Source organism: Burkholderia sp. Tr-20390 (genome assembly GCF_017104595.1).
Lineage (GTDB): Bacteria > Pseudomonadota > Gammaproteobacteria > Burkholderiales > Burkholderiaceae > Burkholderia.
Genome location: NZ_JAAGPC010000060.1, coordinates 1 through 24,202, shown reverse-complemented (window position 1 = coordinate 24,202; position 24,202 = coordinate 1). Strand labels below are relative to the sequence as shown.

General features: G+C 67.3%; 22 protein-coding genes and 1 pseudogene. 11 read left to right on the top strand and 12 right to left on the bottom strand.

What is annotated here, in order from left to right; translation table 11 throughout:
• The first annotated feature begins 5 nt into the window (after nucleotides 1-5).
• From G3N98_RS18195 to G3N98_RS18185, 3 genes are all read left to right on the top strand, one after another.
• Nucleotides 6-1,406, top strand: coding sequence for an MFS transporter (locus tag G3N98_RS18195; RefSeq protein WP_089442151.1), 1,401 nt, complete (start codon nucleotides 6-8; stop codon nucleotides 1,404-1,406).
• A 170-nt stretch (nucleotides 1,407-1,576) separates the two neighbouring features.
• A complete protein-coding gene (locus G3N98_RS18190) occupies nucleotides 1,577-2,128 on the top strand; it encodes a GNAT family N-acetyltransferase (protein WP_206148820.1) in 552 nt (183 codons plus the stop codon).
• A 66-nt stretch (nucleotides 2,129-2,194) separates the two neighbouring features.
• Nucleotides 2,195-2,608, top strand: coding sequence for a PPC domain-containing DNA-binding protein (locus G3N98_RS18185; protein ID WP_206148819.1), 414 nt, complete (start codon nucleotides 2,195-2,197; stop codon nucleotides 2,606-2,608).
• Nucleotides 2,609-2,776: 168 nt separating this feature from the next.
• Here the strand turns inward: G3N98_RS18185 and acnB are convergent, their stop codons facing one another.
• On the bottom strand, nucleotides 2,777-5,362 hold the full coding sequence (acnB, locus tag G3N98_RS18180) for a bifunctional aconitate hydratase 2/2-methylisocitrate dehydratase (RefSeq protein WP_206148818.1): 2,586 nt from the start codon (nucleotides 5,360-5,362) through the stop codon (nucleotides 2,777-2,779).
• Nucleotides 5,363-5,957: 595 nt separating this feature from the next.
• Between acnB and G3N98_RS18175 the strand changes: the two genes are divergently transcribed.
• Nucleotides 5,958-6,713: a BPL-N domain-containing protein gene (locus tag G3N98_RS18175; protein ID WP_206148817.1), complete on the top strand. Its 756-nt coding sequence runs from the start codon at nucleotides 5,958-5,960 to the stop codon at nucleotides 6,711-6,713.
• Nucleotides 6,714-6,722: 9 nt separating this feature from the next.
• Here the strand turns inward: G3N98_RS18175 and G3N98_RS18170 are convergent, their stop codons facing one another.
• The 3 genes from G3N98_RS18170 to G3N98_RS18160 form a co-directional block, all read right to left on the bottom strand.
• Nucleotides 6,723-7,196, bottom strand: a complete 474-nt coding sequence (locus tag G3N98_RS18170) for a nuclear transport factor 2 family protein (RefSeq protein ID WP_089427185.1) — start codon at nucleotides 7,194-7,196, stop codon at nucleotides 6,723-6,725.
• Between the two features lie 289 nt (nucleotides 7,197-7,485).
• Complete coding sequence (locus G3N98_RS18165) at nucleotides 7,486-7,734, bottom strand: hypothetical protein (protein ID WP_039344123.1); 249 nt, start codon at nucleotides 7,732-7,734, stop codon at nucleotides 7,486-7,488.
• A gap of 625 nt (nucleotides 7,735-8,359) precedes the next feature.
• Nucleotides 8,360-8,794 (bottom strand): universal stress protein, encoded by a 435-nt coding sequence (locus G3N98_RS18160; protein WP_089475133.1) that lies wholly within the window; start codon nucleotides 8,792-8,794, stop codon nucleotides 8,360-8,362.
• A 367-nt stretch (nucleotides 8,795-9,161) separates the two neighbouring features.
• Between G3N98_RS18160 and G3N98_RS18155 the strand changes: the two genes are divergently transcribed.
• The 6 genes from G3N98_RS18155 (at nucleotide 9,162) to G3N98_RS18130 (ending at nucleotide 14,053) form a co-directional block, all read left to right on the top strand.
• The gene (locus G3N98_RS18155) at nucleotides 9,162-10,646 is read left to right on the top strand and encodes an amidase (protein WP_089496652.1); all 1,485 of its coding nucleotides are present in this window, start codon (nucleotides 9,162-9,164) and stop codon (nucleotides 10,644-10,646) included.
• Between the two features lie 280 nt (nucleotides 10,647-10,926).
• The gene (locus G3N98_RS18150) at nucleotides 10,927-11,613 is read left to right on the top strand and encodes a hypothetical protein (RefSeq protein WP_089432892.1); all 687 of its coding nucleotides are present in this window, start codon (nucleotides 10,927-10,929) and stop codon (nucleotides 11,611-11,613) included.
• Nucleotides 11,614-11,734: 121 nt separating this feature from the next.
• A complete protein-coding gene (locus G3N98_RS18145; RefSeq protein WP_206148816.1) occupies nucleotides 11,735-12,565 on the top strand; it encodes an arylamine N-acetyltransferase in 831 nt (276 codons plus the stop codon).
• A gap of 91 nt (nucleotides 12,566-12,656) precedes the next feature.
• The gene (locus G3N98_RS18140; protein ID WP_089475130.1) at nucleotides 12,657-12,833 is read left to right on the top strand and encodes a ribbon-helix-helix domain-containing protein; all 177 of its coding nucleotides are present in this window, start codon (nucleotides 12,657-12,659) and stop codon (nucleotides 12,831-12,833) included.
• A 1-nt stretch (nucleotide 12,834) separates the two neighbouring features.
• Nucleotides 12,835-13,185: a glyoxalase gene (locus G3N98_RS18135; protein WP_089475129.1), complete on the top strand. Its 351-nt coding sequence runs from the start codon at nucleotides 12,835-12,837 to the stop codon at nucleotides 13,183-13,185.
• A 7-nt stretch (nucleotides 13,186-13,192) separates the two neighbouring features.
• Nucleotides 13,193-14,053 (top strand): class I SAM-dependent methyltransferase, encoded by an 861-nt coding sequence (locus tag G3N98_RS18130; RefSeq protein WP_206148815.1) that lies wholly within the window; start codon nucleotides 13,193-13,195, stop codon nucleotides 14,051-14,053.
• Nucleotides 14,054-14,102: 49 nt separating this feature from the next.
• On the opposite strand, the gene G3N98_RS18125 is transcribed toward G3N98_RS18130, so the two are convergent.
• The 5 genes from G3N98_RS18125 to G3N98_RS18105 all read right to left on the bottom strand — a co-directional run bounded on the left by G3N98_RS18125 (nucleotide 14,103) and on the right by G3N98_RS18105 (nucleotide 21,504).
• Nucleotides 14,103-18,944, bottom strand: a complete 4,842-nt coding sequence (locus tag G3N98_RS18125) for an NAD-glutamate dehydrogenase (RefSeq protein ID WP_206148814.1) — start codon at nucleotides 18,942-18,944, stop codon at nucleotides 14,103-14,105.
• Between the two features lie 148 nt (nucleotides 18,945-19,092).
• Nucleotides 19,093-19,314 (bottom strand): hypothetical protein, encoded by a 222-nt coding sequence (locus tag G3N98_RS18120; RefSeq protein WP_206148813.1) that lies wholly within the window; start codon nucleotides 19,312-19,314, stop codon nucleotides 19,093-19,095.
• A 305-nt stretch (nucleotides 19,315-19,619) separates the two neighbouring features.
• A complete protein-coding gene (locus tag G3N98_RS18115) occupies nucleotides 19,620-19,808 on the bottom strand; it encodes a 4-oxalocrotonate tautomerase (protein ID WP_039344138.1) in 189 nt (62 codons plus the stop codon).
• Between the two features lie 51 nt (nucleotides 19,809-19,859).
• Nucleotides 19,860-20,636: a class II aldolase/adducin family protein gene (locus G3N98_RS18110; protein ID WP_206148812.1), complete on the bottom strand. Its 777-nt coding sequence runs from the start codon at nucleotides 20,634-20,636 to the stop codon at nucleotides 19,860-19,862.
• A complete protein-coding gene (locus tag G3N98_RS18105; protein ID WP_206148811.1) occupies nucleotides 20,611-21,504 on the bottom strand; it encodes an urea transporter in 894 nt (297 codons plus the stop codon). Before G3N98_RS18105 ends, G3N98_RS18110 begins: the two co-directional genes overlap by 26 nt.
• A 256-nt stretch (nucleotides 21,505-21,760) precedes the next feature.
• Here G3N98_RS18105 and G3N98_RS18100 point away from each other — a divergent pair, with 256 nt between their 5' ends.
• A complete protein-coding gene (locus tag G3N98_RS18100) occupies nucleotides 21,761-22,327 on the top strand; it encodes a putative glycolipid-binding domain-containing protein (protein ID WP_206148810.1) in 567 nt (188 codons plus the stop codon).
• Here the strand turns inward: G3N98_RS18100 and G3N98_RS18095 are convergent.
• The 3 genes and pseudogenes from G3N98_RS18095 to G3N98_RS18085 all read right to left on the bottom strand — a co-directional run.
• Nucleotides 22,276-23,199 (bottom strand): alpha/beta fold hydrolase, encoded by a 924-nt coding sequence (locus tag G3N98_RS18095; protein ID WP_206148809.1) that lies wholly within the window; start codon nucleotides 23,197-23,199, stop codon nucleotides 22,276-22,278. The genes G3N98_RS18100 and G3N98_RS18095 overlap by 52 nt on opposite strands.
• 4 nt (nucleotides 23,200-23,203) lie before the next feature.
• Entirely contained in the window at nucleotides 23,204-24,109 is a 906-nt protein-coding gene (locus tag G3N98_RS18090) for a metal-dependent hydrolase (protein ID WP_089475122.1), read from the bottom strand.
• A pseudogene (locus G3N98_RS18085) lies at nucleotides 24,106-24,202 on the bottom strand (short-chain dehydrogenase); the annotation flags it as partial. The pseudogene G3N98_RS18085 and the gene G3N98_RS18090, both read right to left, overlap by 4 nt.

Here is a 24,202-nt window from a genome sequence, read left to right as displayed (position 1 = left end):
CCCGCATGAGCACTTTTGACAATGTCGTGGCCGGTCGCGCCACGATGGAAGCTGCCGCCTCCACGCCCGGCGCGATCATCGCGCGGCTCGAGCGGCTTCCCGCCAACGCGATGCAGATCCGCGCGCGCGTGCTGATCGGCACCGCGACGTTCTTCGACGGCTTCGACGTGATCACGATCGCGGCGACGCTGCCGCTGTTGATTCACAAATGGGGGCTGTCGCCGACGCAGATCGGCATGCTGATCGCGTCCGGCGCGATCGGCCAGCTGATCGGCGCCTTCCTGTTTCCCGCGCTGGCGGAGAAGCATGGCCGCGTGAAGGCGATCGCGTGGAGTTCGGCCGTGATCGGCATCACGAGCATCGCGTGCGGCTTCGCGCCGACCTTCGAGATCTTCGTACTGCTGCGGATTTTGCAGGGCCTGGGGCTGGGCGGCGAGCTGCCGGTCGCCGCGACGTACATCAACGAGATCACGCGCGCTCATGGCCGCGGCCGTTTCGTGCTGCTGTACGAGATCGTGTTCCCGATCGGCCTGCTCGTGTCGATGGCGCTCGGTGCGTGGCTCGTGCCGCGCTTCGGCTGGGAAATCATGTACTTCGTCGGCGGGCTGCCGCTGATCCTGTCGCTGGTGCTCACGCGTCTCGTACCGGAATCGCCGCGCTGGCTCGCGTCGCGCGGGCGGCTGGCCGAAGCAGGGCGAGCGGTCGGTGCGTTTGAAGCGTCGGTGCGCGGCGAGTTGCCGCCGGTCACGCAGGCAGCGGCGTTCGACGAGATGGTGCGCCAGCATCCGAAGCGCAAGATGAGCGACCTGTTCAGCGCCGCGTATCGAAAGCGCACGCTCGCGGTGGCGACGTTGTGGGCGACCTGCGGGTTCATCCAGTACGGGCTGTCGACGTGGCTGCCGACGATCTACAAGAACTTCTATCACGCGCCGTTGCAGCTCGCGCTGAACCTCGCGGTGATCGGCTCGGTGATGGGCGTGCTCGGGTCGCTGGCGTCGGCGCTGCTCGTCGACAAGCTCGGCCGCAAGCCGGTGATCGTGTGGTCGTTCGTGCTGTGCGCGCTGTCGCTGGCGTTCGCGGGCTTCTATCACGCGTCGTCGGTGTACGTCGTGTCGATCTTCTGCTCGCTGTCGCTCGGGTTGATGGCGTCGGGGTTCATTACCGCGTACGTCTATACGCCGGAGCAGTATCCGACGAGCATCCGCGCGTCGGGCTGCGGGCTCGGCAGCGCATGGCTGAAGATCGCGTCGTTCGTCGCGCCGATGGTGGTGCCGCACGCGATCATCGGCGGCAACCTCGCGCCGGCGTTCTACCTGATCGGCATCGTGCCGCTGATCGCGGCGGTGACCGTGCACTTCGTCGGGATCGAGACGAAGGGCAAGGTGCTCGAAGCGCTCGAAGCATAAGCGCCGGCGGCGGTAACGGATGAGGTGAAGCGGCCCGGGCGATGTCCGGGCCTTTTTGTTGGGCGGCGATCCGATTGCAGCGGAGGTGTGGGGCGTGCGGATGCACGAAATGGCCTACTTGCGCCGTGCATGTTCTAATTCACGATCCCGTTTTTAGACCGACCGTCGCCATGCCCCTGTTCGAACCCGTCACGCTGGATACCTCCCGCCTCGTCCTGCGGCCGCTGCGCGAAGCCGATGCGCATGCGTTCTTCGAGATCTGGTCGGATGCGGAAGCGATGCGCTATTTCTCGTTCTCGCCGATGACGCATATCGAGCAGGCCGACGCGCGCGTCGCGCGCAACGTGCAGACGTCCGCGAGCGGGGAGAGTCTGGCCTGCGTGCTCGAATTGCGGGAAACCGGCGAAGCGCTCGGCGAATGCGCGCTGTTCCATGCGAACGAGCAATGCCGGCGCGCCGAGATCGGCTTCAGCCTGCGGCGGAAGTACTGGCGCGGCGGATACATGCGCGAGGCGGCATCGGCCATGATCGACCACGCGTTCGGCGCGCTGCGGCTGAACCGGCTCGAGGCCGATATCGATCCGCGCAACGTCGCGTCCGCGGGGCTGCTCGAACGGCTGGGCTTCGTGCGGGAAGGGCTGCTGCGCGAACGCTGGATCGTCGGCGACGAAGTGTCGGACAGCGCGCTGTACGGGTTGCTGGCGAGCGACCGGCGCGGGTGACTTGCCGGATTCACGGCGCGAACGTACCCTTGGCCGACACCATCCTCCATCGGCAGGTGCTCGACCATGCAAGCCCACCCTCTGCGTCTTTCCCCCGGCGACGACCTGCGCGCGTCGATCGAGCATGCATTGCGTCAGCACGACGCGCACGCGGCATTCGTGATCCAGGGCATCGGCAGCCTGAGCGTCGCGCAGCTGCGCTTTGCCGGGGCCGACGTGCCGACCGAGTTGCGCGGTGACCTCGAAATCCTGACGCTGGCCGGCTCGGTATCACCGGACGGCGCGCATCTGCATATGTCGATCTCGGATGCGGCCGGCCGCGTGACGGGCGGCCATGTCGCGAGCGGCTGCGTGGTGCGCACGACCGCCGAGATCCTGCTGGCCGTGTTGCCCGGGCATCGCTTTGCGCGCGAACCCGACCCGCACACCGGCTTCAACGAACTGGTGATCCGCCGCGAGCCGGGCGGCGAGGGCGCGTGAGCGTCGCGACGCAGCGGTGGAAACGCCGGTCATCGCGGCTTTCCCGCTATCTCCGGAGTGGCTTGTTTCGAAACCGCATAAAAAAATGGCGCCGCGGGCATTCAGCCTGCGACGCCATTGCGTGGTGTGCTGCGACGTCAACCGCCCGTCGCAGCCCGCTCCGCGTGCTTACATCTGCACGGTGTCGGCCACTTCCTTGAAGTCTTCGATCTGGTCGAAGTTCATGTACTTGTAGATCTGGTCGCCGTTCGCGTTGAGCACGCCCATGTCGGCCATGTACTCTTCCTTGGTCGGGATCTTGCCCAGGCGCGAGCAGATCGCCGCCAGTTCCGCCGAGCCGAGATACACGTTCGTGTTCTTGCCGAGACGGTTCGGGAAGTTGCGGGTCGACGTCGACATGACCGTCGCGCCTTCGCGCACCTGAGCCTGGTTACCCATACACAGCGAGCAGCCCGGCATTTCGGTACGCGCACCGGCCGTGCCGAACACGCCGTAGTGGCCTTCTTCGGTCAGTTGCTTCTGGTCCATCTTGGTCGGCGGCGCGACCCACAGCTTGACCGGGATGTCGCGCTTGCCTTCGAGCAGCTTCGACGCGGCACGGAAGTGACCGATGTTGGTCATGCACGAGCCGATGAACACTTCGTCGATCTTCGCGCCTGCGACGTCCGACAGCGTCTTCACGTCGTCCGGGTCGTTCGGGCACGCGACGATCGGCTCGTGGATGTCGGCGAGGTCGATCTCGATGACGGCCGCGTACTCGGCGTCGGCATCCGGCGACAGCAGTTGCGGGTCGGCCAGCCACTGCTCCATCGCCTGGATACGGCGCTGCAGGCTGCGCGGATCCTGGTAGCCCTGCGCGATCATCCACTTCAGCAGCGTGATGTTGCTGTTCAGGTACTCGATGATCGGTTCCTTGTTCAGGTGCACCGAGCAACCGGCTGCCGAACGCTCGGCCGACGCATCCGACAGCTCGAACGCTTGCTCGACCTTCAGGTCGGGCAGGCCTTCGATTTCGAGGATGCGGCCCGAGAAGATGTTCTTCTTGCCTTGCTTGGCGACCGTCAGCATGCCTTGCTTGATCGCGTACAGCGGAATCGCGTTGACGAGGTCACGCAGCGTGACGCCCGGCTGCATCTTGCCCTTGAAGCGGACCAGCACCGATTCCGGCATGTCCAGCGGCATCGTGCCGGTGGCGGCCGCGAACGCGACCAGGCCCGAACCTGCCGGGAAGCTGATGCCGATCGGGAAGCGCGTGTGCGAATCGCCGCCGGTGCCGACGGTGTCGGGCAGCAGCATGCGGTTCAGCCACGAGTGGATCACGCCGTCGCCCGGGCGCAGCGCGATACCGCCGCGCGTGCTGATGAAGTTCGGCAGCGTCTGGTGCGTTTTCACGTCGACCGGCTTCGGATAAGCGGCGGTGTGGCAGAACGACTGCATCACGAGGTCGGCCGAGAAGCCGAGGCACGCGAGATCCTTCAGTTCGTCGCGGGTCATCGGGCCCGTGGTGTCCTGCGAGCCGACCGAGGTCATCTTCGGTTCGCAGTACGTGCCCGGGCGCACGCCCTGGCCTTCCGGCAGACCGCATGCACGGCCGACCATCTTCTGCGCGAGCGAGAAGCCCTTGCCGCTGTCGGCCGGCTGGTGCGGCAGGCGGAACAGCGTCGACGGCGCGAGGCCGAGCGCTTCACGTGCCTTCGCGGTCAGGCCGCGGCCGATGATCAGCGGAATGCGGCCGCCGGCGCGCACTTCGTCGAACAGCACGTCGGACTTGACCTGGAATTCGGCGATGACCTTGCCGTCCTTCAGCGCCTTGCCTTCGTACGGGCGCAGTTCGACCACGTCGCCCATTTCCATCTGCGACACGTCGAGTTCGATCGGCAGCGCGCCGGCGTCTTCCATCGTGTTGTAGAAGATCGGGGCGATCTTGCCGCCGAGGCACACGCCGCCGAAGCGCTTGTTCGGCACGAACGGGATGTCTTCGCCGGTGAACCACAGCACCGAGTTGGTGGCCGACTTGCGCGAGGAGCCGGTGCCGACCACGTCGCCCACGTAGGCGACCAGGTGACCCTTTTCCTTCAGCGATTCGATGAACTTGACCGGGCCGCGCTTGCCGTCTTCTTCCGGCGTGATGCCCGGGCGTGCGTTCTTCAGCATCGCCAGCGCGTGCATCGGGATGTCCGGGCGGGTGGTGGCGTCCGGGGCCGGCGACAGGTCGTCGGTGTTGGTTTCGCCCGTCACCTTGAACACGGTGATGGTCAGGCTTTGCGGCACTTCCGGACGGCTCGTGAACCATTCGGCGTCGGCCCAGCTCTGCAGCACGGCCTTCGCGTGCGCGTTGCCCTTGTCGGCGAGTTCCTTGACGTCATGGAACTGGTCGAACATCAGCAGGGTTTTCTTCAGTGCGTCAGCGGCCACGGCAGCGACGGCTTCATCGGACAGCAGCTCGATCAGCGGCTGGATGTTGTAGCCGCCCAGCATCGTGCCGAGCAGTTCGGTCGCGCGTTCGCGCGAGATCAGCGAGCAGGCGGTCTCGCCCTTGGCCACGGCGGCCAGGAAGCCGGCCTTCACGCGGGCGGCTTCGTCGACGCCGGCAGGCACGCGATGGGTGATCAGGTCGAGCAGCGTCTGCTCTTCGCCGGCGGGCGGGTTCGTCAGCAGTTCCACCAGTTCGGCGGTCTGCTGAGCCGTCAGCGGCAGGGGAGGAATACCGAGCGCGGCGCGGGCGGCCACGTGAGCACGAAAGTTTTCAAGCATGGGGAGACCTGCTGATATTGCGTTTGAGGGGAAGGCCTTGCCGGCACTCCGGGGCTGTTCCAGACACTGCTTTGCAGCGGGATTCTAATCTCAATGATCTTTAACGTCAAATGTCTTATGTCTTATATAAGAGTTGCGGTTAGCGCGCGGGAAAGCGAGGCGGCGCGGGGGAGTCGGTCGTTTCGGACGTGTGGCGGAGGCGCGGATGGGCGTGCGTGCGGGCGCGGTGTCGCGGGTGGTTCCGGTTGCCGCCGGGACGCTTGGAGGGCGGTGGGGCGGTGGTGGGCTCGACTGCGCCCCGGGATCGTCCGTTCGCATCAGGTGCTTCCGTCGCCGGCTTTGGCTGCAGTCATGTGAACCGGCGCGAACCGTTCGAGGCCGCGACCGGCGAGGTGTGCTACCGGTAACGAAGCGCCAGGAACCCGGTTGGCGGTGGCGCATATATCTGCACAAGCGCGCAAGAAACGTTACACACCGGCCGCTTTCGCGCGCCTACGCTCTATTGCACGCGACTTTCAATCGGGTTTCAAAAGGCGGGGCGAGCATCGCTTCGTCATGAACGACCATGCGCCCTCCAATCCTGTCGATCAAGAACATGCGATTCAGAGAATCGATTTTCGTGGTGTTGTCGCTCGTTGCGTCGTCGGTCGCTCATGCGGCCGCGACTGACGACGACACGCATCGCTCCGCCAGCCGTCCTGTCGCATTGGTCTATCGTGGCCCGGCCGCGTGCGATGGCTGCCCGGAGACGATTGCGCAGCGCCTGCGGGAATCGGACCATCAGTTCCGGGTGATCTACGTCGGGCCGGCGGAGAAACTCAAGATCACGCCCGCCGTCCTGGCCGGCGCCGCGCTCTATGTCCAGCCGGGCGGCGGGCAGGACATTCCCGGTGCGGTGGCCAGCATCGGGAAAAATTCGATCAGGGCCGTGCGGCATTACGTATCGAACGGCGGGCGCTACCTGGGTATCTGCATGGGCGCCTACCTCGCGGGCGACCCGGGTTTCGGGCTGGTCGCCGGCGAGTTCGACTCCGAGGTCGGCCGGCCGGGCTCGACGCTGCATGGGATCGCGGACACGGTGACGCCGGTGGTCTGGCGCGGGAAAAAACGCTGGATCTATTTCCAGGACGGCGCGATGCTCCCGGCCGCCCCCGGCGCGGTCGTGCTGGCGACTTATCCGAACCGCGACATCGCGGCGGCGACCTATCGCTATGGCAAGGGGCGCGTCGGGCTCGTCGGCCCGCATCCCGAAGCCGACGAAAGCTGGTATCGCCAGAACGGCCTGAAGAATCCGGACGGCATTCGGCCGGACCTGGCTCACGACCTGATCAACGCGACGATGAAGCCTTGACGGTGAGTGCTATTTCCGCCTGGCGCGATATGCGTCGAGGTTCTTCCGTGCCTGCGCGCGGATCGCGCGTTGCACGAAAGGCGTCCAGCCGAGCAGGGCGCCTTTCAGCCCAAGCGCCTGACGCGCCCAGCGCCACAGGTCGAAGCTGTCGCGATGCTCGACGATGCGTCCGTCGCGAAACCGGAACCGCGCGTCGATCCGGTTGACCACCATCCGGCCGGTCGCGGTGAAGCGGTACTGGGCGATCCACTCGGCGCGTCCGGCCTGTTGATCCGCGGCGACTTCGCCGAACGTCAATGAAAAATCCTGCGCCCGCGCGACCAGCATGCGCCACATGTCGCGTGCGAGGTCGCCGCGCAACTCGCCGAATGCGGGATCGCTGAACACGATGTCATCGGCATAGCAGGCGAGCATCCCGTCGATGTCGCGCTGCTGGAACGCCGTGTAGAAGCGCTGGATCAACTCGGTGTGTGCGTGGCTCATCGTTGGGTGGGGTGTCGTTGGAGATGAAGCGGGGTCTCGACGCGGCGGCCGGGAATGCGGCCGGTTGAACGTCTGGTGCGTGCCATACGGCAAGGATGCTCCGATCGGCTCGATGTCGACGCATCTTCCCCGCCGCGATGCAGGTTACGCGCGGACGTTCGGTGTGACCACCGTCCCAGCCGTGACATGCGTCGCGACATCGATCGACAAGCGGGAATGGATGCGGGCGTGTGTGGCTCTGCCTCGGCTGTCGTGACCCGAACGCGGCCTGCGCGTCACCGGACGCCCATCAGCGGTTCGCCAGCGCGACGTCCTGGTTGCCGCGCCCCGTCACCAGGCAGCCCGACATGAACGCCTCGCTCTGGCTGCTGGCAGCGGCCTCGCCGAAACCGCGGCCGAGCGCATCGACCTTCACTTGCGCGGCGCCTTGTTCGCACGCGAGCGGACTGGTGTCGCGGCCCTGCGCGTGCAGGATCGCGCGATCGCCAATGAGATACGCCAGCAGCGCGAAAACAGCGATATGTACGGCTCGTCTCATGGTTCGTCTCCTCGTGGCTCAAGCGTAACGCGGACCCGTTCGACGAAGCACTTGGGGGTTCCCCCGGTAAACGTCTGCTGAAATAACGGCGCGGCGGGTGATCCTGTCCCGTTTTCGCGGTTTGCGGGAGGAGGGAACGCGCGGTTTCTATGCGCGTGGCAGGCGCAACCAGACGCACGGCGACACATGCGTGCGACGGTTTTTTGCGCGACAGGCGCGCGATTCACGGGAGTTTGACGAATGTCAGGTTACGGACGGAAGGGGGCGGTCGCGCAGCCGTTCAAAGCGATAGCATGAATGCATGATTTGACGGAACGCGATCGCGGAGGCATGCATCGGTTCCGGCAAGCAGGTGCGTGTTGAACATCGCTGTCGAATTAGTGAGGAATCCAAATGCTTAACGTCTCTTCCGTCCTGATCAGCCTCGCCCCGCTGTGGGCCATCCTGCTCGTTGCGTCTTCGGCCGCCGCCTATTTCGTGTTCTGGCGCAAGGTCATCGACTAAGCGCTGCATGAACGCCGATGCAACACGGGTGAGCGGTAACGGCACACGTGTCGCACCGCTCGTTGCAAACCCGGGGCCCGTCAGCGAACGGGCCTTCGACGCGTCGCCGCGCGTCATCCCGTCATTGCACGGCCGTCACCGGCACATTCGAAATCCGCACCAGCCGGCTCATCACGCTGCGGCGGAACACCGACATCAGCGCATGCAACGGATCGTGCCGCGGCGCGACGACCACGATCTCGTCGCAACCCGTCTCGGCTGCCACGGACGCGATCGTATCGGCCACCGGGCCGACCTTCATCACGACGCTGTACTGGACGCCGGCTTCCCGCAGGATCCGCTCGGCCATGGCCAGATCGTCGGACGCGAACTTCTCCTCGATCGAACGCAGCCGCGACAGCGGATAGTAGGCCTCCAGCCGCGTCGATTCGAGCGGCGCCTGGACGTTGATCAGCACGATTTCCGACGCGCATCGTTCGCGATACAGGAACGTCGCGTGGCGAACCGCCTGAAGCGAGCGGGGAGAGTGGCCGACCGGAACCAGCAGCTTGAGCATGGACGTTGTCCAGGAAACGAGATGATTCCAGCGTAGCGTGCCGCCGAACCGAACGATCTAAAGAGAACGGACGACCGCGTAAAAATGTCGTCAACACGTGCCGCGTCGTGCCGCGCCTAATAGAAATATAAGAAATTTAAGTTTATGCGCATAAACGATTTCATCGACCTGAGCAGCGCGCGCGAAGCGTGGCCCGCCGCCCCGATTCAGTCGGAACCGCAATGAATCGCGGCGGAAAATATCGGAGGTCGCCGATCCGGCGTCGCGTAGAGTAGTGCATCGGCCGCGGCGCGGCCGCTCCCGGCCGGTTCGGGCGCGACCGCCGCCATGCGGCCCGCCATTCCATTCCGATTCCAGGAGACTCCGCATGCCGCACGGCGCCCCGCAGCTTCTCGCTCCCGCTTCCATCCCCGTCGACCCGATCGTGCGCCTGTCGGCGGGCGAGCTCGCGTCGGCGATCCGCGGCAAGGCCGTGTCGTGCGTCGAGACGATGCGCGCGTACCTCGATCACGTCGAGCGCGTGAACGGCGCGGTCAACGCGATCGTCGCGCTGCGCGATCGCGACGCGCTGCTCGCCGAAGCCGCGGAAAAGGATGCCGCACTGGCGCGCGGCGAGTACCACGGCTGGATGCACGGGATGCCGCAGGCGCCGAAGGATCTGGCGATGACGAAGGGGCTGCGGACGACCTACGGCTCGCCGATCTTCCGCGAAAACGTGCCGCAGGCCGATTCCGTGGGCGTGGCGCGGATGCGCGCAGCCGGCGCGATCTTCATCGGCAAGACCAACACGCCCGAATTCGGGCTCGGCTCGCATACGTTCAACGAGGTGTACGGCGCGACGCGCAACCCGTACGACCTGACGAAGAGCGCGGGCGGCAGCAGCGGCGGCACGGCGGCGGCGCTTGCGTCGCGGATGCTGCCGGTGGCGGACGGCAGCGATTTCGGCGGCTCGCTGCGCAATCCGGCCGCGTTCTGCAATATCTACGGCTTCCGTCCGTCGCAGGGCCGCGTGCCGCGTTGGCCGGGCGTCGACGTGTTCGTGCAGCAGCTCGGCATCGAAGGGCCGATGGGCCGTACGGTCGGCGACGTCGCGCAACTGCTCGCGATCCAGGCGGGCTACGACCGCAACGATCCGCTGTCGCTCGCGGACGATCCGGCCGTGTTCGCGCAGCCGCTCGACGCCGATCTGCGCGGCAAGCGCATCGCGTGGGTCGGCGACTGGAACGGCTATCTCGCGACCGAGGCGGGCGTGCTCGCGCTGTGCGAGCAGGGGCTGGCGACGCTGCGCGAGATCGGCTGCGACGTCGATGCTGCGTTGCCGGCGTTCGCGCCCGACCGGATCTGGCGCCTGTGGCTCGCGCACCGGCACCTGCTGTCCGGCGGCGGGCTGCTTGCGCACTATCGCGACCCGGCGCGGCGCGCGCTGCTGAAGCCCGAGGCGATCTACGAGGTCGAGGGGCTGCTCGCGATGCAGGGTGCGGCCGTGTTCGACGCGAGCGTCGAGCGCACCGCGTGGCATCAGGCCGTGCTCAGCTTCTTCGACCGCTACGACTTCATCGCGGCGCCGACCGCGCAGGTGTTCCCGTTCGACGTCGACCAGCGCTGGCCGAAGGAGATCGCGGGCCGTGCGATGGATACCTATCACCGCTGGATGGAAACGGTCGTGCCGTGGACGCTGGCCGGCTGCCCGGTGATCAGCGTGCCGGTCGGCTTCAACGACGCGGGGCTGCCGATGGGGATGCAGCTGATCGGGCGTCCGCGCGCTGATCTCGCCGTGTTGCAGCTTGCACGCGGCTACGAGCAGGCGGCTGACTGGGTCGGCGGGCGGTTGCCGGCGTGGATGGCTGCGTAGCGCGGCGCTGGCCGAAAGCCGAAAGCGGGTGGCCGACCACCGGCCGCCTCACTTTGCCAACCTCTGCCGCCATCGCCATTCATGCGGCACGCGAACGAATTCCAGCCCCCGCGCGAAATCGCACACAATCGCGGAAGAATTCCCTCGAGCACGTACGTGACGCGCGCAATTGCAAGCGGCCGGGCACCGTGATTTCGTTTCGATGTGTTTCAGTCGTTGCGGCCGCGCGCGGCGCGCTTCGACAATATCGGGCTCAACCATTCGGGCACGAGGACAACACATGAAGCAGATTCGCGCGACGGGCCGGCACCTGGCCTCGGCATGCATCGCGTTCGGCATTCTCGCAAGCGGCACCGCGCACGCGCAGCTCGACCTGCAGTCGATCGGCGCGTCGCTGCTCGGCGGCGGGCAGCAGCAGGCGGCGCCCACGCAGGGCGGCGTCGCGCAATTGCTGCAGGCCTATGTCGGTGCGAACCAGCAGGTGCTGACCGGCCAGTCGTCGCTCGCGTCGGCGATGGGCCTGACCGGTGCTGCCGGGCAGGCGCAGCAGGCCGCGAGCCAGCTCGCCGGCGGCAATGCGCTGACGCCGGCCGCGCTGTCGCAGATGGGCGGCGCGCAGCAATCGGTATCGCAGGCGCTCGGCCAGGCCTTCGCGAGCGGCGGTGCGACGCACGGCCCGATCGACAAGCAGGCATTCAGCAACGGGCTCGCGTCGCTCGGGCAGGGGCTCACGCAGTATTCGCAATTGCAGTCGGGGCTCGGCAATCTCGGCTCGACGAGCGCGGCGTCGCTGTTGCAGTCGGGCCTGAATCCGCAGAACATGCAGGCTGCGTCGTATATCGCGCAAAGCGCGCCGGGCCAGTTGCAGTCGCTCGCGACGACGCTCAGCCAGGCCGTGCAGTTCGCGACGAGCCAGGGCATTTCGGTGCCGTCGGTCGCATCGTCCGCGCTGAAGCTGCTGCCGTAACGTTGCGCGGGGCCGTGCGCGATGCGGTGCCGGCATCGCGCGCGACACGAAGATGACCCCGCCCAACATGGGGATTGCGCACGATGCTATCGTGGCGTGTCCCTTTTTTCGGTGCAGGTTCATGACAGACTCGTTTGACCTCTCGCGCTATTTCTCCCGCATCGGCTACGACGGCCCGGTCGAGCCGACGCTCGACGTGCTGCGCCGGCTGCATCTGCTGCACCCGCAGGCGATTCCGTTCGAAAACCTCAATCCGCTGACCGGCGCGCGCGTCGCGCTCGACCTGCCGTCGATCGTCGACAAGGTGCTCGCGCATCGCCGCGGCGGCTACTGCTTCGAACTCAACAAGCTGTTCTACACCGCGCTCACGGCGATCGGCTTTCGCGTGACGCCGATGATCGCGCGCGTGCGCTGGATGCTGCCGCCGGAAGTCGCCACCGCGCATACGCACATGCTGCTGCGCATCGATCTCGACGGCGCGGCCTGGCTCGCGGACATCGGCTTCGGCAGCGCGACGCTCACCGCGCCGCTGCGTTTCGTGCCGGACGAGCGGCAACTGACGCCGCACGGCGCGTTCCGCGTCGTCGCCGCGCCGGTCGACGGTGAGTTCGACATGCAGATCGAGACGCCCGACGGCTGGCAGACCACCTATCGCTTCCAGCCGAAGCGGGTCGAGTGGATCGATTACGACGCCGCGAACTGGTTCACGTCGACGTATCCCGAATCGATCTTCCTGCATAACCTGATCGCCTGCCGCGTGCTGCCCGACGGCCGTGCCGCGCTGCGCAACACCACGCTGACGATCCGTGACGCGGCGGGCGTCGGGCGCACCGTCACGTTCGACGATGCGGCCGCTTGGGGCGCGTGCCTGCGCGACACGATCGGCATCGACACGACGGGATTCGATCTCGACGCGCTGTTTGTGCGACTGGCGGCGCGCGCCTCCGCGTAACCCGGATTCACGACCGATCGCCAACGGCGGCCCGCACCCACGGGTCGCGCCTGCGATTGACTTTTGCTAGATTGCTAGCATACTAGCAACCATGACCGATGAAGAAGTGAAGCAGTTCAACGTATACCTGCCGCTCGGCCTGATCCGGCAGGTCAAGCATCGCGCCATCGAAACGGAGCAATCGCTGTCCGCGCTGGTGGCCGACGCATTGCGCGCGTACCTGGCCGCGCCGCCGCCGGGCGCGGGGCCGTCCACCAAGGAGGAGTGACATGTCATCCGAGCGAATCGAAGCCGTGTACCTGACGACGCACAACTGGGGCAAGTCGGCGAAGTTCTTCCAGGCGCTGGGCTTCAAGCTGGAGTTCGAAACCGATCACCACTCTGGCCAGCTGCGCAGCGGCGACGGTCCCTTTCTGTTCATCGCCGAAGTGCCGCCGAGTGAGACGCCGGACCTGCAGGTCGTGCTCAAGGTGGCGGATGAGCAGGCGGTGCAGCCGCAGCCGATCGTCGACGTCGTCACGCCGTTCGAAGACACCCACTGGGGCACGCGCGACATGACCGTGCGCGATCCGGACGGCCGCGTATGGCGTCTGCAGGCGCCGGGCAAGCAGGGCGCGTGAGGCGATCATGACCGAACCCCGAGAAAGCGCCCCCGACAGCACGGCCGCACGCGTTGCGCTGTGGCGGGCGCTGCACGTCAAACTCGATGCGCCGCCGCACGTGCTCGCCGACGAAGTCGGGCTGCAACTGCTCGCACCGGAACCCGGCTGGCAGCAGCGCGGCGACATGGATCCGCAATTCACGCGCCCGTTCCGCGCGTCGATCGTCGCGCGGGCGCGCTTCATCGAGGATCTCGTAGTCGAACAGGCCGTGCGCGGCGTGAGCCAGTACGTGATCCTCGGCGCGGGCCTCGACAGCTTCGTGCAGCGTCGGCCGGAGATGGCGTCGCGCGTGACCGTGTTCGAAGTCGACCCGCCCGCGCCGCAGGCCTGGAAGCAGCGCCGCCTGGTCGAGCTGGGCTTCGGCGTGCCCGACTGGCTGCGTTTCGTGCCGGTCGATTTCGAGGCGAAACAGTCGTGGCGTGCTGCGCTGGTCGGCGCGGGCTTCGATGCCGGCAAGCCGGCGGTCGTGGTGTCGACCGGCGTCAGCATGTACCTGACGCACGAAGCGAATGCGGCCGCGTTGCGCGAAGTCGCGTCGCTCGCGCCGGGCTCGACGCTCGCGATGACGTTCCTGTTGCCGCTGGAGCATGCGGATCCGGACGTGCGCCCCGGGCTGGAAATGGCCGCGAAGGGCGCGCGCGCCAGCGGCACGCCGTTCATCAGCTTCTTCATGCCGGCGCAGATCCAGGCGCTCGCGCGTGAGGCCGGTTTCGCAGAGGCCGCGCACGTATCGGCCGCCGAACTGACGTGCCGTTACTTCGCCGATCGCACCGACGGCCTGCGGCCGCCGAACAACGCGGAAGAGCTGCTGGTCGCGACGGTCTGAGGTGTTGGGACCATAGCGACCATAGCGACCACGGCAACCGCAGCGACCATCACGCCCGTTCGAGCACGGCCATTTCCCGCACGACCACGAGCAGCACCGCGAGGCTCGCGCCGCCCGACGCGCGCAGGTCCGCGAGCAGGTGCTCGTAGCGCACGAGCGCGGCTTCGCGGCGCGCGCGCCATGCGCCGACGATCGTCTCCGGCGTAGTCGAATCCGGCGATTCCGCGAGTGCGCTCGACGCCAGCGTGCGCTTGAGGCGCGCGACTTCCGCGAGCGCGGCCGCGCGCGCCAGCATGTCCCAGTGTGTCGGCGTCGGCAGCGTCGCCGCGCGCTCGCCGATCCAGCTGTAGTTAAGCAGCGTGCCGAGCGAGAAATAGACGCCCGCGACGAGTTCGAGACTGCGGTTGCTGGTCGCGGCCACTTCGGCGATGTCGAGCAGCGCGGCCGAGATGTCGCCGCTTGCGACGCGCACCGCGAGCGCGCTGTCGACACCGGCTTCGACCAGCACGCGCTGCCGCTCGGACAGCGCCTCGAGATCGTCGGCCGGCAGCAGCGACGGCAGTTGCGGCGCGAGCCGCTCCGCCGCGTCGCGGCAGCGCGCGATCAGCTCGGTGACGCCACCATCGGCCACCGCGCCGGACTGCAGATGCCGCAGGAACCACAGCGCCGCGCGTTCCAGCAGCCGCGCGACGTCGACGAACATGCGCGCCTGCACGTCGTCGGCGACGCGGTTGTCGAGCGCGTCGATATCACGCCACACCGCATCGAGGTCGAACACGTCGCGCGCCATGATGCACGCCCGCACGATGTCGCCGGGTTTCGCGTCGGTCTCCTCCATCAGCCGGTGCACGAACGCGCAGCCGACGCGGTTCACGAGCGCGTTGGTCAGGTGCGTCGCGAGGATCTCGCGGCGCAGCGGATGGCGGCGCATCGGTTCGCTGAAGCGCTGCTGCAGCGGCTTCGGGAAGTAGTCGACGAGCATCGCGGCCACCAGCGGATCCTCGGGCACGTCGGATTCGAGCAGCGCGTCGTACAGCCACATCTTGCTGTACGCGAGCAGCACCGCGCGTTCCGGCGACGTGAGGCCGAGCTTCGCGGCCTGCCGTTCGGCGACTTCGTCGTCGGTCGGCAGGAATTCGATCACGCGGTTCAGGCGGCCCGCGCGTTCGAGCCAGCGCATCAGGCGCGCTTCGGCATCGAGCAGCTCGACCGCGTAGCGCCCGGCGATCGACAGCGCCTGCGTCTGGTAGTAGTTGTCGCGCAGCACGAGCAGCCCGACTTCGTCGGTCATTTCCGCGAGCCGCGCGTTGCGCTGCTTCTCGGTCATCTCGCCGTCGGACACGACGAGCCCGAGCAGGATCTTGATGTTGACTTCGTGATCCGAACAATCGACGCCGGCCGAGTTGTCGATCGCATCGGTGTTGATGCGGCCGCCGCGCTGCGCGAACTCGATCCGGCCGAACTGCGTGCAGCCGAGGTTGCCGCCTTCGCCGACCACCTTGCAGCGCAGGTCCGCGCCGTTCACGCGCACCGCGTCGTTCGCGCGGTCGCCGACCTGCAGGTGGGTTTCGCGCGCGGCTTTCACGTAGGTGCCGATCCCGCCGTTGTACAGCAGGTCGACCGGCGCCTGCAGGATCGCGCGGATCAGCTCGGCCGGAGGCAGCGCATGCGCGTCGATGCCGAGCGCGGCCTGCACGGCCGGCGACAGCGGGATCGTCTTCGCGGTGCGCGGGTAGACGCCGCCGCCCGACGAGATCGATGCCGGATCGTAGTCGGCCCAGCTCGAGCGTTCGAGCGCGAACATGCGCGCGCGCTCGGCGAAGCTCGTCGCGGGATCGGGGTTCGGGTCGAGGAACACGTGCCGGTGATCGAACGCGGCGACCAGCCGGATATGCGGCGACAGCAGCATCCCGTTGCCGAACACGTCGCCGGACATGTCGCCGACGCCGACCACCGTGAAATCGGTCGTCTGCGTATCGATGCCCATCTCGCGGAAGTGCCGCTTCACCGATTCCCACGCGCCGCGCGCGGTGATCGCCATCTTCTTGTGGTCGTAGCCGACCGAGCCGCCGGATGCAAACGCGTCGTCGAGCCAGAAGCCGTATTCGTGCGAGATCGCGTTCGCGTAGTCGGAGAAGGTGGCCGTGCCCTTGTCGGCGGCGACGACCAGATACGGGTCATCCGGATCGTGACGCACGACGTCGGGCGGCGGCACGATCGCGTTGCCGACGAGGTTGTCGGTCAGGTCGAGCAGGCCGCGCAGGAAGGTCTGGTAGCACGCGATGCCTTCGCGCATCCACGCTTCGCGATCGCTCGGCGGCGGCGGGTTCTTCACGACGAAGCCGCCTTTCGAGCCGACCGGCACGATCACGACGTTCTTCACCATCTGCGCCTTCATCAGCCCGAGCACTTCGGTGCGGAAATCCTCGCGTCGATCCGACCAGCGCAGGCCGCCGCGCGCGACGCGTCCGCCGCGCAGGTGCACGCCCTCGACACGCGGCGAATACACCCAGATCTCGAACATCGGCTTCGGTTCGGGCAGGCCCGGCACCTTCGCCGGATTGAACTTGAACGACAGGTACGGTTTCGATTCGCCGTTCGCATCGGCGAGGAAGTAGTTCGTGCGCTCGGTCGCATTGATCACGCCGAGGAACTGGCGCAGGATGCGGTCCTCGTCGAGGTTCGGCACCTGGTCGAGCGCGCCTTCGATCGCCTTCAGCCGCCGCTCGGCCTGCACGTCGCGCGTGTCGCCGGTGGCCGGGTCGAAACGCAGCAGGAACAGCTCGACGAGCTGCCGCGCGATCGCCGGGTTGCCGGTCAGCGCGCGCTCGATATACGCGTCGCTGAAGGTCGAGCCGACTTGCCGCAGGTACTTCGCATACGCGCGCAGGATCGTCACTTCGCGTGCGCTCAGGTGGGCGCGCAGCACGAGGCGGTTGAAGTCGTCGTTCTCGATCCGGCCGCTCCAGATCTGGTCGAACGCATCCTCGAACAGGCCCTTCACGCGCTCGATGTCGAATTCGGTGTCGTCGGCGAGCTCGAGGCCGAAGTCGTGTACCCATGCATGCGCGGCGTCCTGCGTCTGGATCCGGTACGGCCGCTCCTCGTCGACGCGCACGCCGAGATGCTCGAGCATCGGCAGGCTGCGCGACAGCGCGATCGGGTCGCCCGCGCGATAGACCTTGAAGCGGAACGCGCGCGCCTCGGCCTCGATCGGCCGGTACAGGTTCATCGCGAGCTGCCCCGAATCCTTCACGCGCTCGATCAGCTCGATGTCGCGCACGGCCGTGCGCGCCGGATAGTCGTCGCGATAGCCGGCCGGGAACGAATCGGCATAGCGCTGCAGCAGGCGGTTGCCTTGCTCTTCGCCGAATGCGTCGAGCAGCGCGTCGGCGAGATCGTCCTGCCAGCGGCGCGTGACCTGCACGAGCCGCGTTTCGAGCTCGCGCGTGTCGACGTCGGGCATCGTGCCCGGTTCCGCGTGCACGACGAAATGAATGCGCGCGATCGCCGATTCCGACAGCAGCGGCGTGAACTCGACGTTCACGCCGTTGTACGCGTCGATGAGCAGCTTCGCGATGCGCCGGCGCAGGTCGGTGTTGTACTTGTCGCGCGGCACGAACACGAGGCACGACACGAAGCGGTCGAAGCGGTCGCGCCGCACGAACAGGCGCGTGCGCTGATGTTCCTGCAGCCGCAGGATGCCGAGCGCGATGTCGTAGAGCTGGTCTTCGTCGGCCTGGAACAGCTCGTCGCGCGGGTAGGTTTCGAGCACCGTCACGAGCGACTTGCCGAGGTGCCCCTTCGGCAAAAAGCCGGCACGCCGCACGATGTTCGCGCACTTGCGGCGCACGATCGGGATCTCGGCGCTCGACACCATGTACGCGGTCGACGTGTAGAGCCCGATGAAGCGGCGCTCGCCCGCGACCTTGCCGTCGGGGCCGACGAGCTTCACGCCGACGTAGTCGAGATAGCCGGGCCGGTGCACGGTTGCGCGCGAATTCGCCTTGGTCAGGAAGATCGGCCAGGAGCCGGTGATGATGTCGGCGGCGGCCTGCGGCAGCGGCGTGACGTCGGGCGCGCCCGACGTGCGCAGCGATTCGCGCAGGATGCCGAAGCCGGTGCCTTCGATGCCGCGCAGCCCGAAGCCCGTGCCGTCCGATACCAGCGCGTAGTCGCGCTGGCCGAGGAACGTGAAGTGATCGGCGGCCATCCATTCGAGGAACGCGCGCGCCTCGATGTCTTCCGCGGTCGATTCGCGCGCCTTCATTTCCTTGATCGTCGCGCGCGCGATCTCGACGATCTTCGGCCAGTCTTCCACCGACGCGCGCACGTCGCCGAGCACGTGCGCGATGTCGTTGCGCAACGTGTTGAGCAGCGCGGCATCGCCGCAGCGATCGACTTCGAAATGGATGAACGACGCGAGCTGCGACTGGCCGTCGCCGGGTGTCGCGCCGCCCGCGTCGACGCGCTCGATGCCGCCGTCGCGACCGCGCCAGATGCGGAATACCGGGTGCAACGCCGAATGCAGCGCGAGCCCGAGGCGGTTGACGGCCATCGACACCGAGTCGACGAGGAACGGCATGTCGTCGTTGACGATCTCGATGACCGTGTGATCGGAATGCCAGCCGTGCTGTTCGAGGATCGGGTTGTACACGCGCAGCCGCTCGCTGCCGGGCACGAATTTCTGGGCGGTCTGCCAGTGCGCCATCGCGGCGCCGTAGAGATCGGCGATGCTGCGGCTTTGCAGATCGTCGGCATCGACGAAATCGTAGTAGTGACGCAGGAAGGGTTCGACGATCCGGAACGTGGCTTCGGGCAGGCGCCCGCGCGCGAATTCGACGACGTCCGAGAGCAGGTGTGCGACGACTTCCTCGTTCTTCGCTTCCATGGCGGTCTCCTCGTCGGGTGGCCATCGGCTGCTGCGTCTGTCCGGCATTATGCGCCGATTGCGTGACAAAGCGATGTGCGGGCGCACAACGAGGGGCGGCTGGAGGAGGCCGCGTGCAGCGCCCGTCGCGGGCGCTGCAGCGTGCCGGTCAGGTCAGTTCTGGCGGCTTCAGGTCGGGATGCCGTTTGTAGAGCGGGTTCATGAAATCAAGCAGCATCGTGTTCAACAGAGAAGAAACGAATTCGCGATAGGCAATGAATTCGGCATCCGGGCAGGATGCCTTGACTGCCAGTAGAGAGCGATCGAGATCAGCCCCCATTTGTAAGACCATATCGTTCAGGGCGGTTGCGACTTGCTTGTCTGTAATCATGTGCTCACCTTGTTAACATCCTGCCAACGCGTTGCAGCTGTCGACGCAGTTCCAGAATTTGAATCCGAAGTGTGGTGTCATGCCCGGATTCATTGCTGGCGGTAATACCGGTGAACGGTGATTGGCTGGCTAGCTTGTCGAATGTGGCATCGTGATTTTTGTTGTGCTCGATGTCAACGTGAATATATCGGGATAACTAAGTGTTTGGAGAGGGCGACATGAGCGTGACGACGGACCTGCGGCACAGAAACGAAGGCTGCGCGCTATCGTGATCCGGTAGCACGCAGTCTAGATGAGGAGGCTGCTCAGCGCTCGTCGCTCCACAGCTTCCCGGCCGTCGCCCAGTTCTCCTTCTTCACGTCGGTGAGAATGATGTCGACCGAGCCCGGTTCGCAGCCGAGTGTCTCGCACGTGACGCGCGTGATGGCTTCGACGAATGCGCGCTTCTGGTCGACGGTGCGGCCTTCGAAGAGCTGGATATTGAAAGTCGGCATGACGGAGTGCTCCGATGGTTGGGATGAATGAAGCGTTGGGCGCCGGCGGCGTCAGTCGCGATACGTCGGATCGATCCGGTCGAGCCGGCGCAGCAGCGCCGGCCATTCCAGTTCGCCCTCGATCGCGCCGCCGTCGCGCAGCTGTTCGGCGGTTCGGTCGGCGACGGCCGGGGCGGGCAGCACGAGCGGCCCGCCGCCGGCCTGCGCGCGCATCTGGATATCGCACGCCTTGATCAGCGTATCCATCAGCACATAGGCTTCGGCCACGGTCCGGCCGACCGTCAGCGTGCCGTGGTTGCGCAGCAGCATCGCGGATTTCGCGCCGAGGCTCGCGGTCAGCCGCGTGCCTTCGGCCGGCGAGAACGCGAGCGCCTCGTAGTCGTGGTACGCGAGGTCGCCATGAAACCGCAGCGCGTGTTGCGACACGGGCAGCAGCCCGTCGCGCTGGATCGACACGGCGATGCCGGCCGTATTGTGCAGATGCATCACGCACACCGCGTCGGCGCGCGCGGCATGCACGGCCGCGTGCAGCGCGAAGCCCGTCACGTTGACCGCATGCTCGCTGTCGCCGATCCGGTTGCCGGCCAGGTCGATCTTCACGAGATTCGACGCGCGGACTTCGTCGAACGTGAGGCCGAACGGGTTGATCAGGAAGTGGCCGGGCTCGCCGGGCACGGTCGCGGACAGGTGCGTGTAGATCAGGTCGTCCCAGCCGTTCAGCGCGACGAGCCGGTACGCGGCGGCGAGGTCGACGCGCATCCGGCGTTCGGCGTCCGAGATCGGGCCGCCGGGTTTCACGGCATCAGGACGGTGTGCGAATGACGACATCGGGTTCTCCGAAGGTGAAGCGGCGCGCGACGATCACCGTGACCCACGACGCGAGCGCGAACGGGGCCGTGAACGCGGGAATGCCGGCGCGCGTCGCGAGCCACTGGATCAGCGCGGCGAGTGCGGCGGCCGCGAGCGCCGCGCGCGGGCCGCGCGGTATCAGCGCGAGTGCGGCGAGCGCGCCGTTGAAGCCGAGCAGGCCGTCGGCGAACGATGCGCCGCTCGCGCCGAGCGCGACCAGCAGCACGGTCGACACCAGTGCGCCGCCGAATGCGAATGCGGCCGCGCGGCGGGACGCGACGGCAAGGCCGGCGACGATCAGCGCGCCGGCCCATGCGCCTTGCGCGAAAGTGGTCTGCGCGATGCCCGAGAGCAGCGCGTCGGCCGCGGATGAAAACGTCAGCGCCGGGCCGGCCGTCGCGCCGCCTGCCTGCTGCAATGCGACAAACGGAAACCATAGCGCGGTAACGACGAGGCACGGGCTCGAATACGGGCACTGCCGCCAGCGCGCGAGCGGCACGCGCATCGCGCGCTGCACGAGTGCTGCGCCGACCGAGGCCAGCGGCCCCAGCACGATGGCCGCGAGTTGATGGGGCGCGAACAGCACGGCGATCAGCGCGGCGAGCGCGCCGTTGAAGCCGTGCAGCCCCTGTTCGACGTCGCGGCGCTCGGCGCCCGTCAGCACGGCCGTCATGCTGGCGGCGGCCGAGCCGACCACCGCCGCGCTCGCGAGCCGCAGGTCGGTCAGCGCCAGCGCGGCGAGCAGCAGCGCGCCGGTGAGCGCATTCGCCTGCAGCACGATCTGCCCGATGCCGCGCAGCAAGATACGCAGGTCGATCGACGGCGGGACGGGGCGGGCGGTAGGCATGATGGCGGCGGAACAGGACGAGCCGCGAGCATAGGACACAATCCGATGCACCGGAATAGGGAATTCTGGATAGTCAGGATTTGTGGTCGATGCCCCGAAACGGTGAATCCGGAGGTCGATTCGTGCCCGAACGCCGCGCCGTTGGCGCTTTCGGCGGGCTGTCCCGCTCGGGACTCGAATCCTGGCGATGGCCGGCACTTTCGTCGGGCGATTCGTGCGACGATGCCTCGCATCGGGAATACCGGGAGGCGGAGAGATGCGTGAAGTGCGTTGGGCGTCGCTCGAAGGCGACGGGGTCGAACATCTGACGTTCGACCGGAGCGGCGGCGGGATCGTCGTCGAAAGCGCGGTGGTCGGCCAGCGGTATGGCCGTGCGTACGGGCTCGCGTATCGCGTCGAGTGCGACGCGCACTGGCGCGTGACCTATGCGGTGCTCAAGGTGATGGGCGGCGGCACGCTCGAATTGCGCGGCGACGGCGCCGGCCACTGGCGCGACGGCTCGGGCCGCGCACTGCCGGAACTCGACGGTTGCATCGACATCGACATCGCGGCGACGCCGTTCACGAATTCGCTGCCGATCGGCCGCCTCGGGCTCGCGCGCGGTGAGCGGCGGCCGATCGACGTCGCGTACATCTCGACGCCGGACCTGAAGGTCACGCCGGTCAAGCAGGCCTATGCGTGCCTCGAGCCGGGCCGGCGCTATCGCTACGAAGGAATCTTCCGCGACTTCACGGCCGAGATGGAGATCGACGACGACGGGCTCGTCATCGATTACGAGACGCTGTTCAGGCGCCTGCCGGCGCCGGCGCCCGCTGCACGCTGAACCCGGGCCGCGACCGGGGCGAGCGCCGGCCGCTCCTGCGCGGACGCGAAGCGGTCGATCCGCGACGCGATCAGGTCGGGGTGGCGCAGCACGATCCAGTGCGTGCCGTCGATTTCCTCGCGCACGTGGTCGCCGAGCCAGCGGTCGAGGTCGACCGACATCTCGGGCGTCACGTAGCGGTCGCGCACCGGCACCAGGATCTGCACGGGCGCCTGCGCATACCGCTCGCGCGGCTTGCGGGCCCGTGCGATGAAGTTCGCGCGGTACAGCTGCAGCCCGTTCAGCGCGTTCTTCAGTTGCACGGGATCGCGCTCCGCACGCACGCGCTCGGTGAGCTGCAGCCAGCGCGGCCACAGTGCCGCGCCGCCGAGCCGCCACACCAGCGACGGCACGAGCGGCAGGTGGAAGAACGCGATGTACCACGACTTCAGGCTTTGCTTGAGCCGCATCTTCGCGCGGAACACGTGATCGAGGCACGGGCCCGAGATCGACGTGTACGACGCGATCCGGCCGCGGAACGCGGGGTCGGTCACGGCCTCCCAGCACTGGATCGACCCCCAGTCGTGGCCGACGAGATGGAACGGCCGGCCGCCGCAGGTCGCGTCGGCCACCGCCTTCAGGTCGGCTGCGAGCCGCTCGAGCGTGTAGTCGGCACGGCGGCGCGGCGCATCGGACGCACCGGCGCCGCGCACGTCGTACGCGATCACGCGGTAGCGCTTCGCGAGCCGCGCCCGGATCGGCGCCCACACGGCCGCCGAATCGGGATACCCATGCACGAGGATCAGCGGCGGGGCGCGACGCGACCCGCTTGCGTAGACGGCGAGTTTCACGTCGCCGGACTGGACGGTCAGCATCTCGTGGGCGCGCGCCATGGCGTCATGCCTGCGGAACCGGGTGCAGCGGCACGCGGCGCGGGGCGGCTTGCGCGGCGTAGCGCGCGTTGGTCGCGTCGATGTTCTCGAGCAGCGTATCGAGCTCCTGCAGGTACTGATGGTTGTCGTGATCCCACGGGTGGAAGCCCGGGCGGAAGTAGTCGAGCCATTCGCGCGCGATGCTCGGGAACACGCCGTGCCTGGGGCCGTACAGGTACTTCACGAGGCGCCACATGCCGCCGAACTTGCCGTGCTCGCGACGGTGCGCGCGCATCAGCCGCACGTGGAAGTCGAACACGATGGCCCAGAAGAACACGGTGGTCGTCAGCATCGTGCCCGTGCGCAGCAGGTAGCTGCCGAGGCCCGGCTTCATCACGGTGCGCCACACGTCGTACGACACCGCCTTGTGCTCGGTTTCCTCCATCGCGTGCCACATCCACATCTGCTGGTAGCCTTCGACCGAGCCGTCGATGCGGTGCTCGTGGCCCGACAGCAGCTGGTTCGCGAGGATCGCCGTGTAGTGCTCGAGCGCGATCGTGATCGCGAGCTGCATCGAATGCGGCAGCACCTTCTTGAACCAGCCGAGGATCGTCCACAGGCGCTTGTCGAGCTTGTGCGCGGGCAGGCCGGACGCCTGCAGCAGGTCGTTGTATTCGATGTGCTCGCGCGTGTGCATCGCTTCCTGGCCGATGAAACCGAGCACCTGCTTCTTCAGCTCGGGGTCCTCGATCTGGTCGCGATAGTTGCGCACCGAATCCATGAAGAAGCGTTCGCCGGCCGGGAACAGCAGCGACAGCGCGTTCATGAAGTGCGTGACCGGTACGCCCTGCACGTGCCAGTCGCGCGCGCGTTCGGGGGGCAGCGCGAAACGGATGTCGCGCCGCACGGGCATCATGTTCGGGGTCGTCATGATTGTTCTCCTCCCTGGTTGCCTGCATTGTTGTAGGTGGCGTGCAGCGGCGCGGGCGCCGGCGTGCCGCGCGCGGCGCGGCGGGCCTTCGCG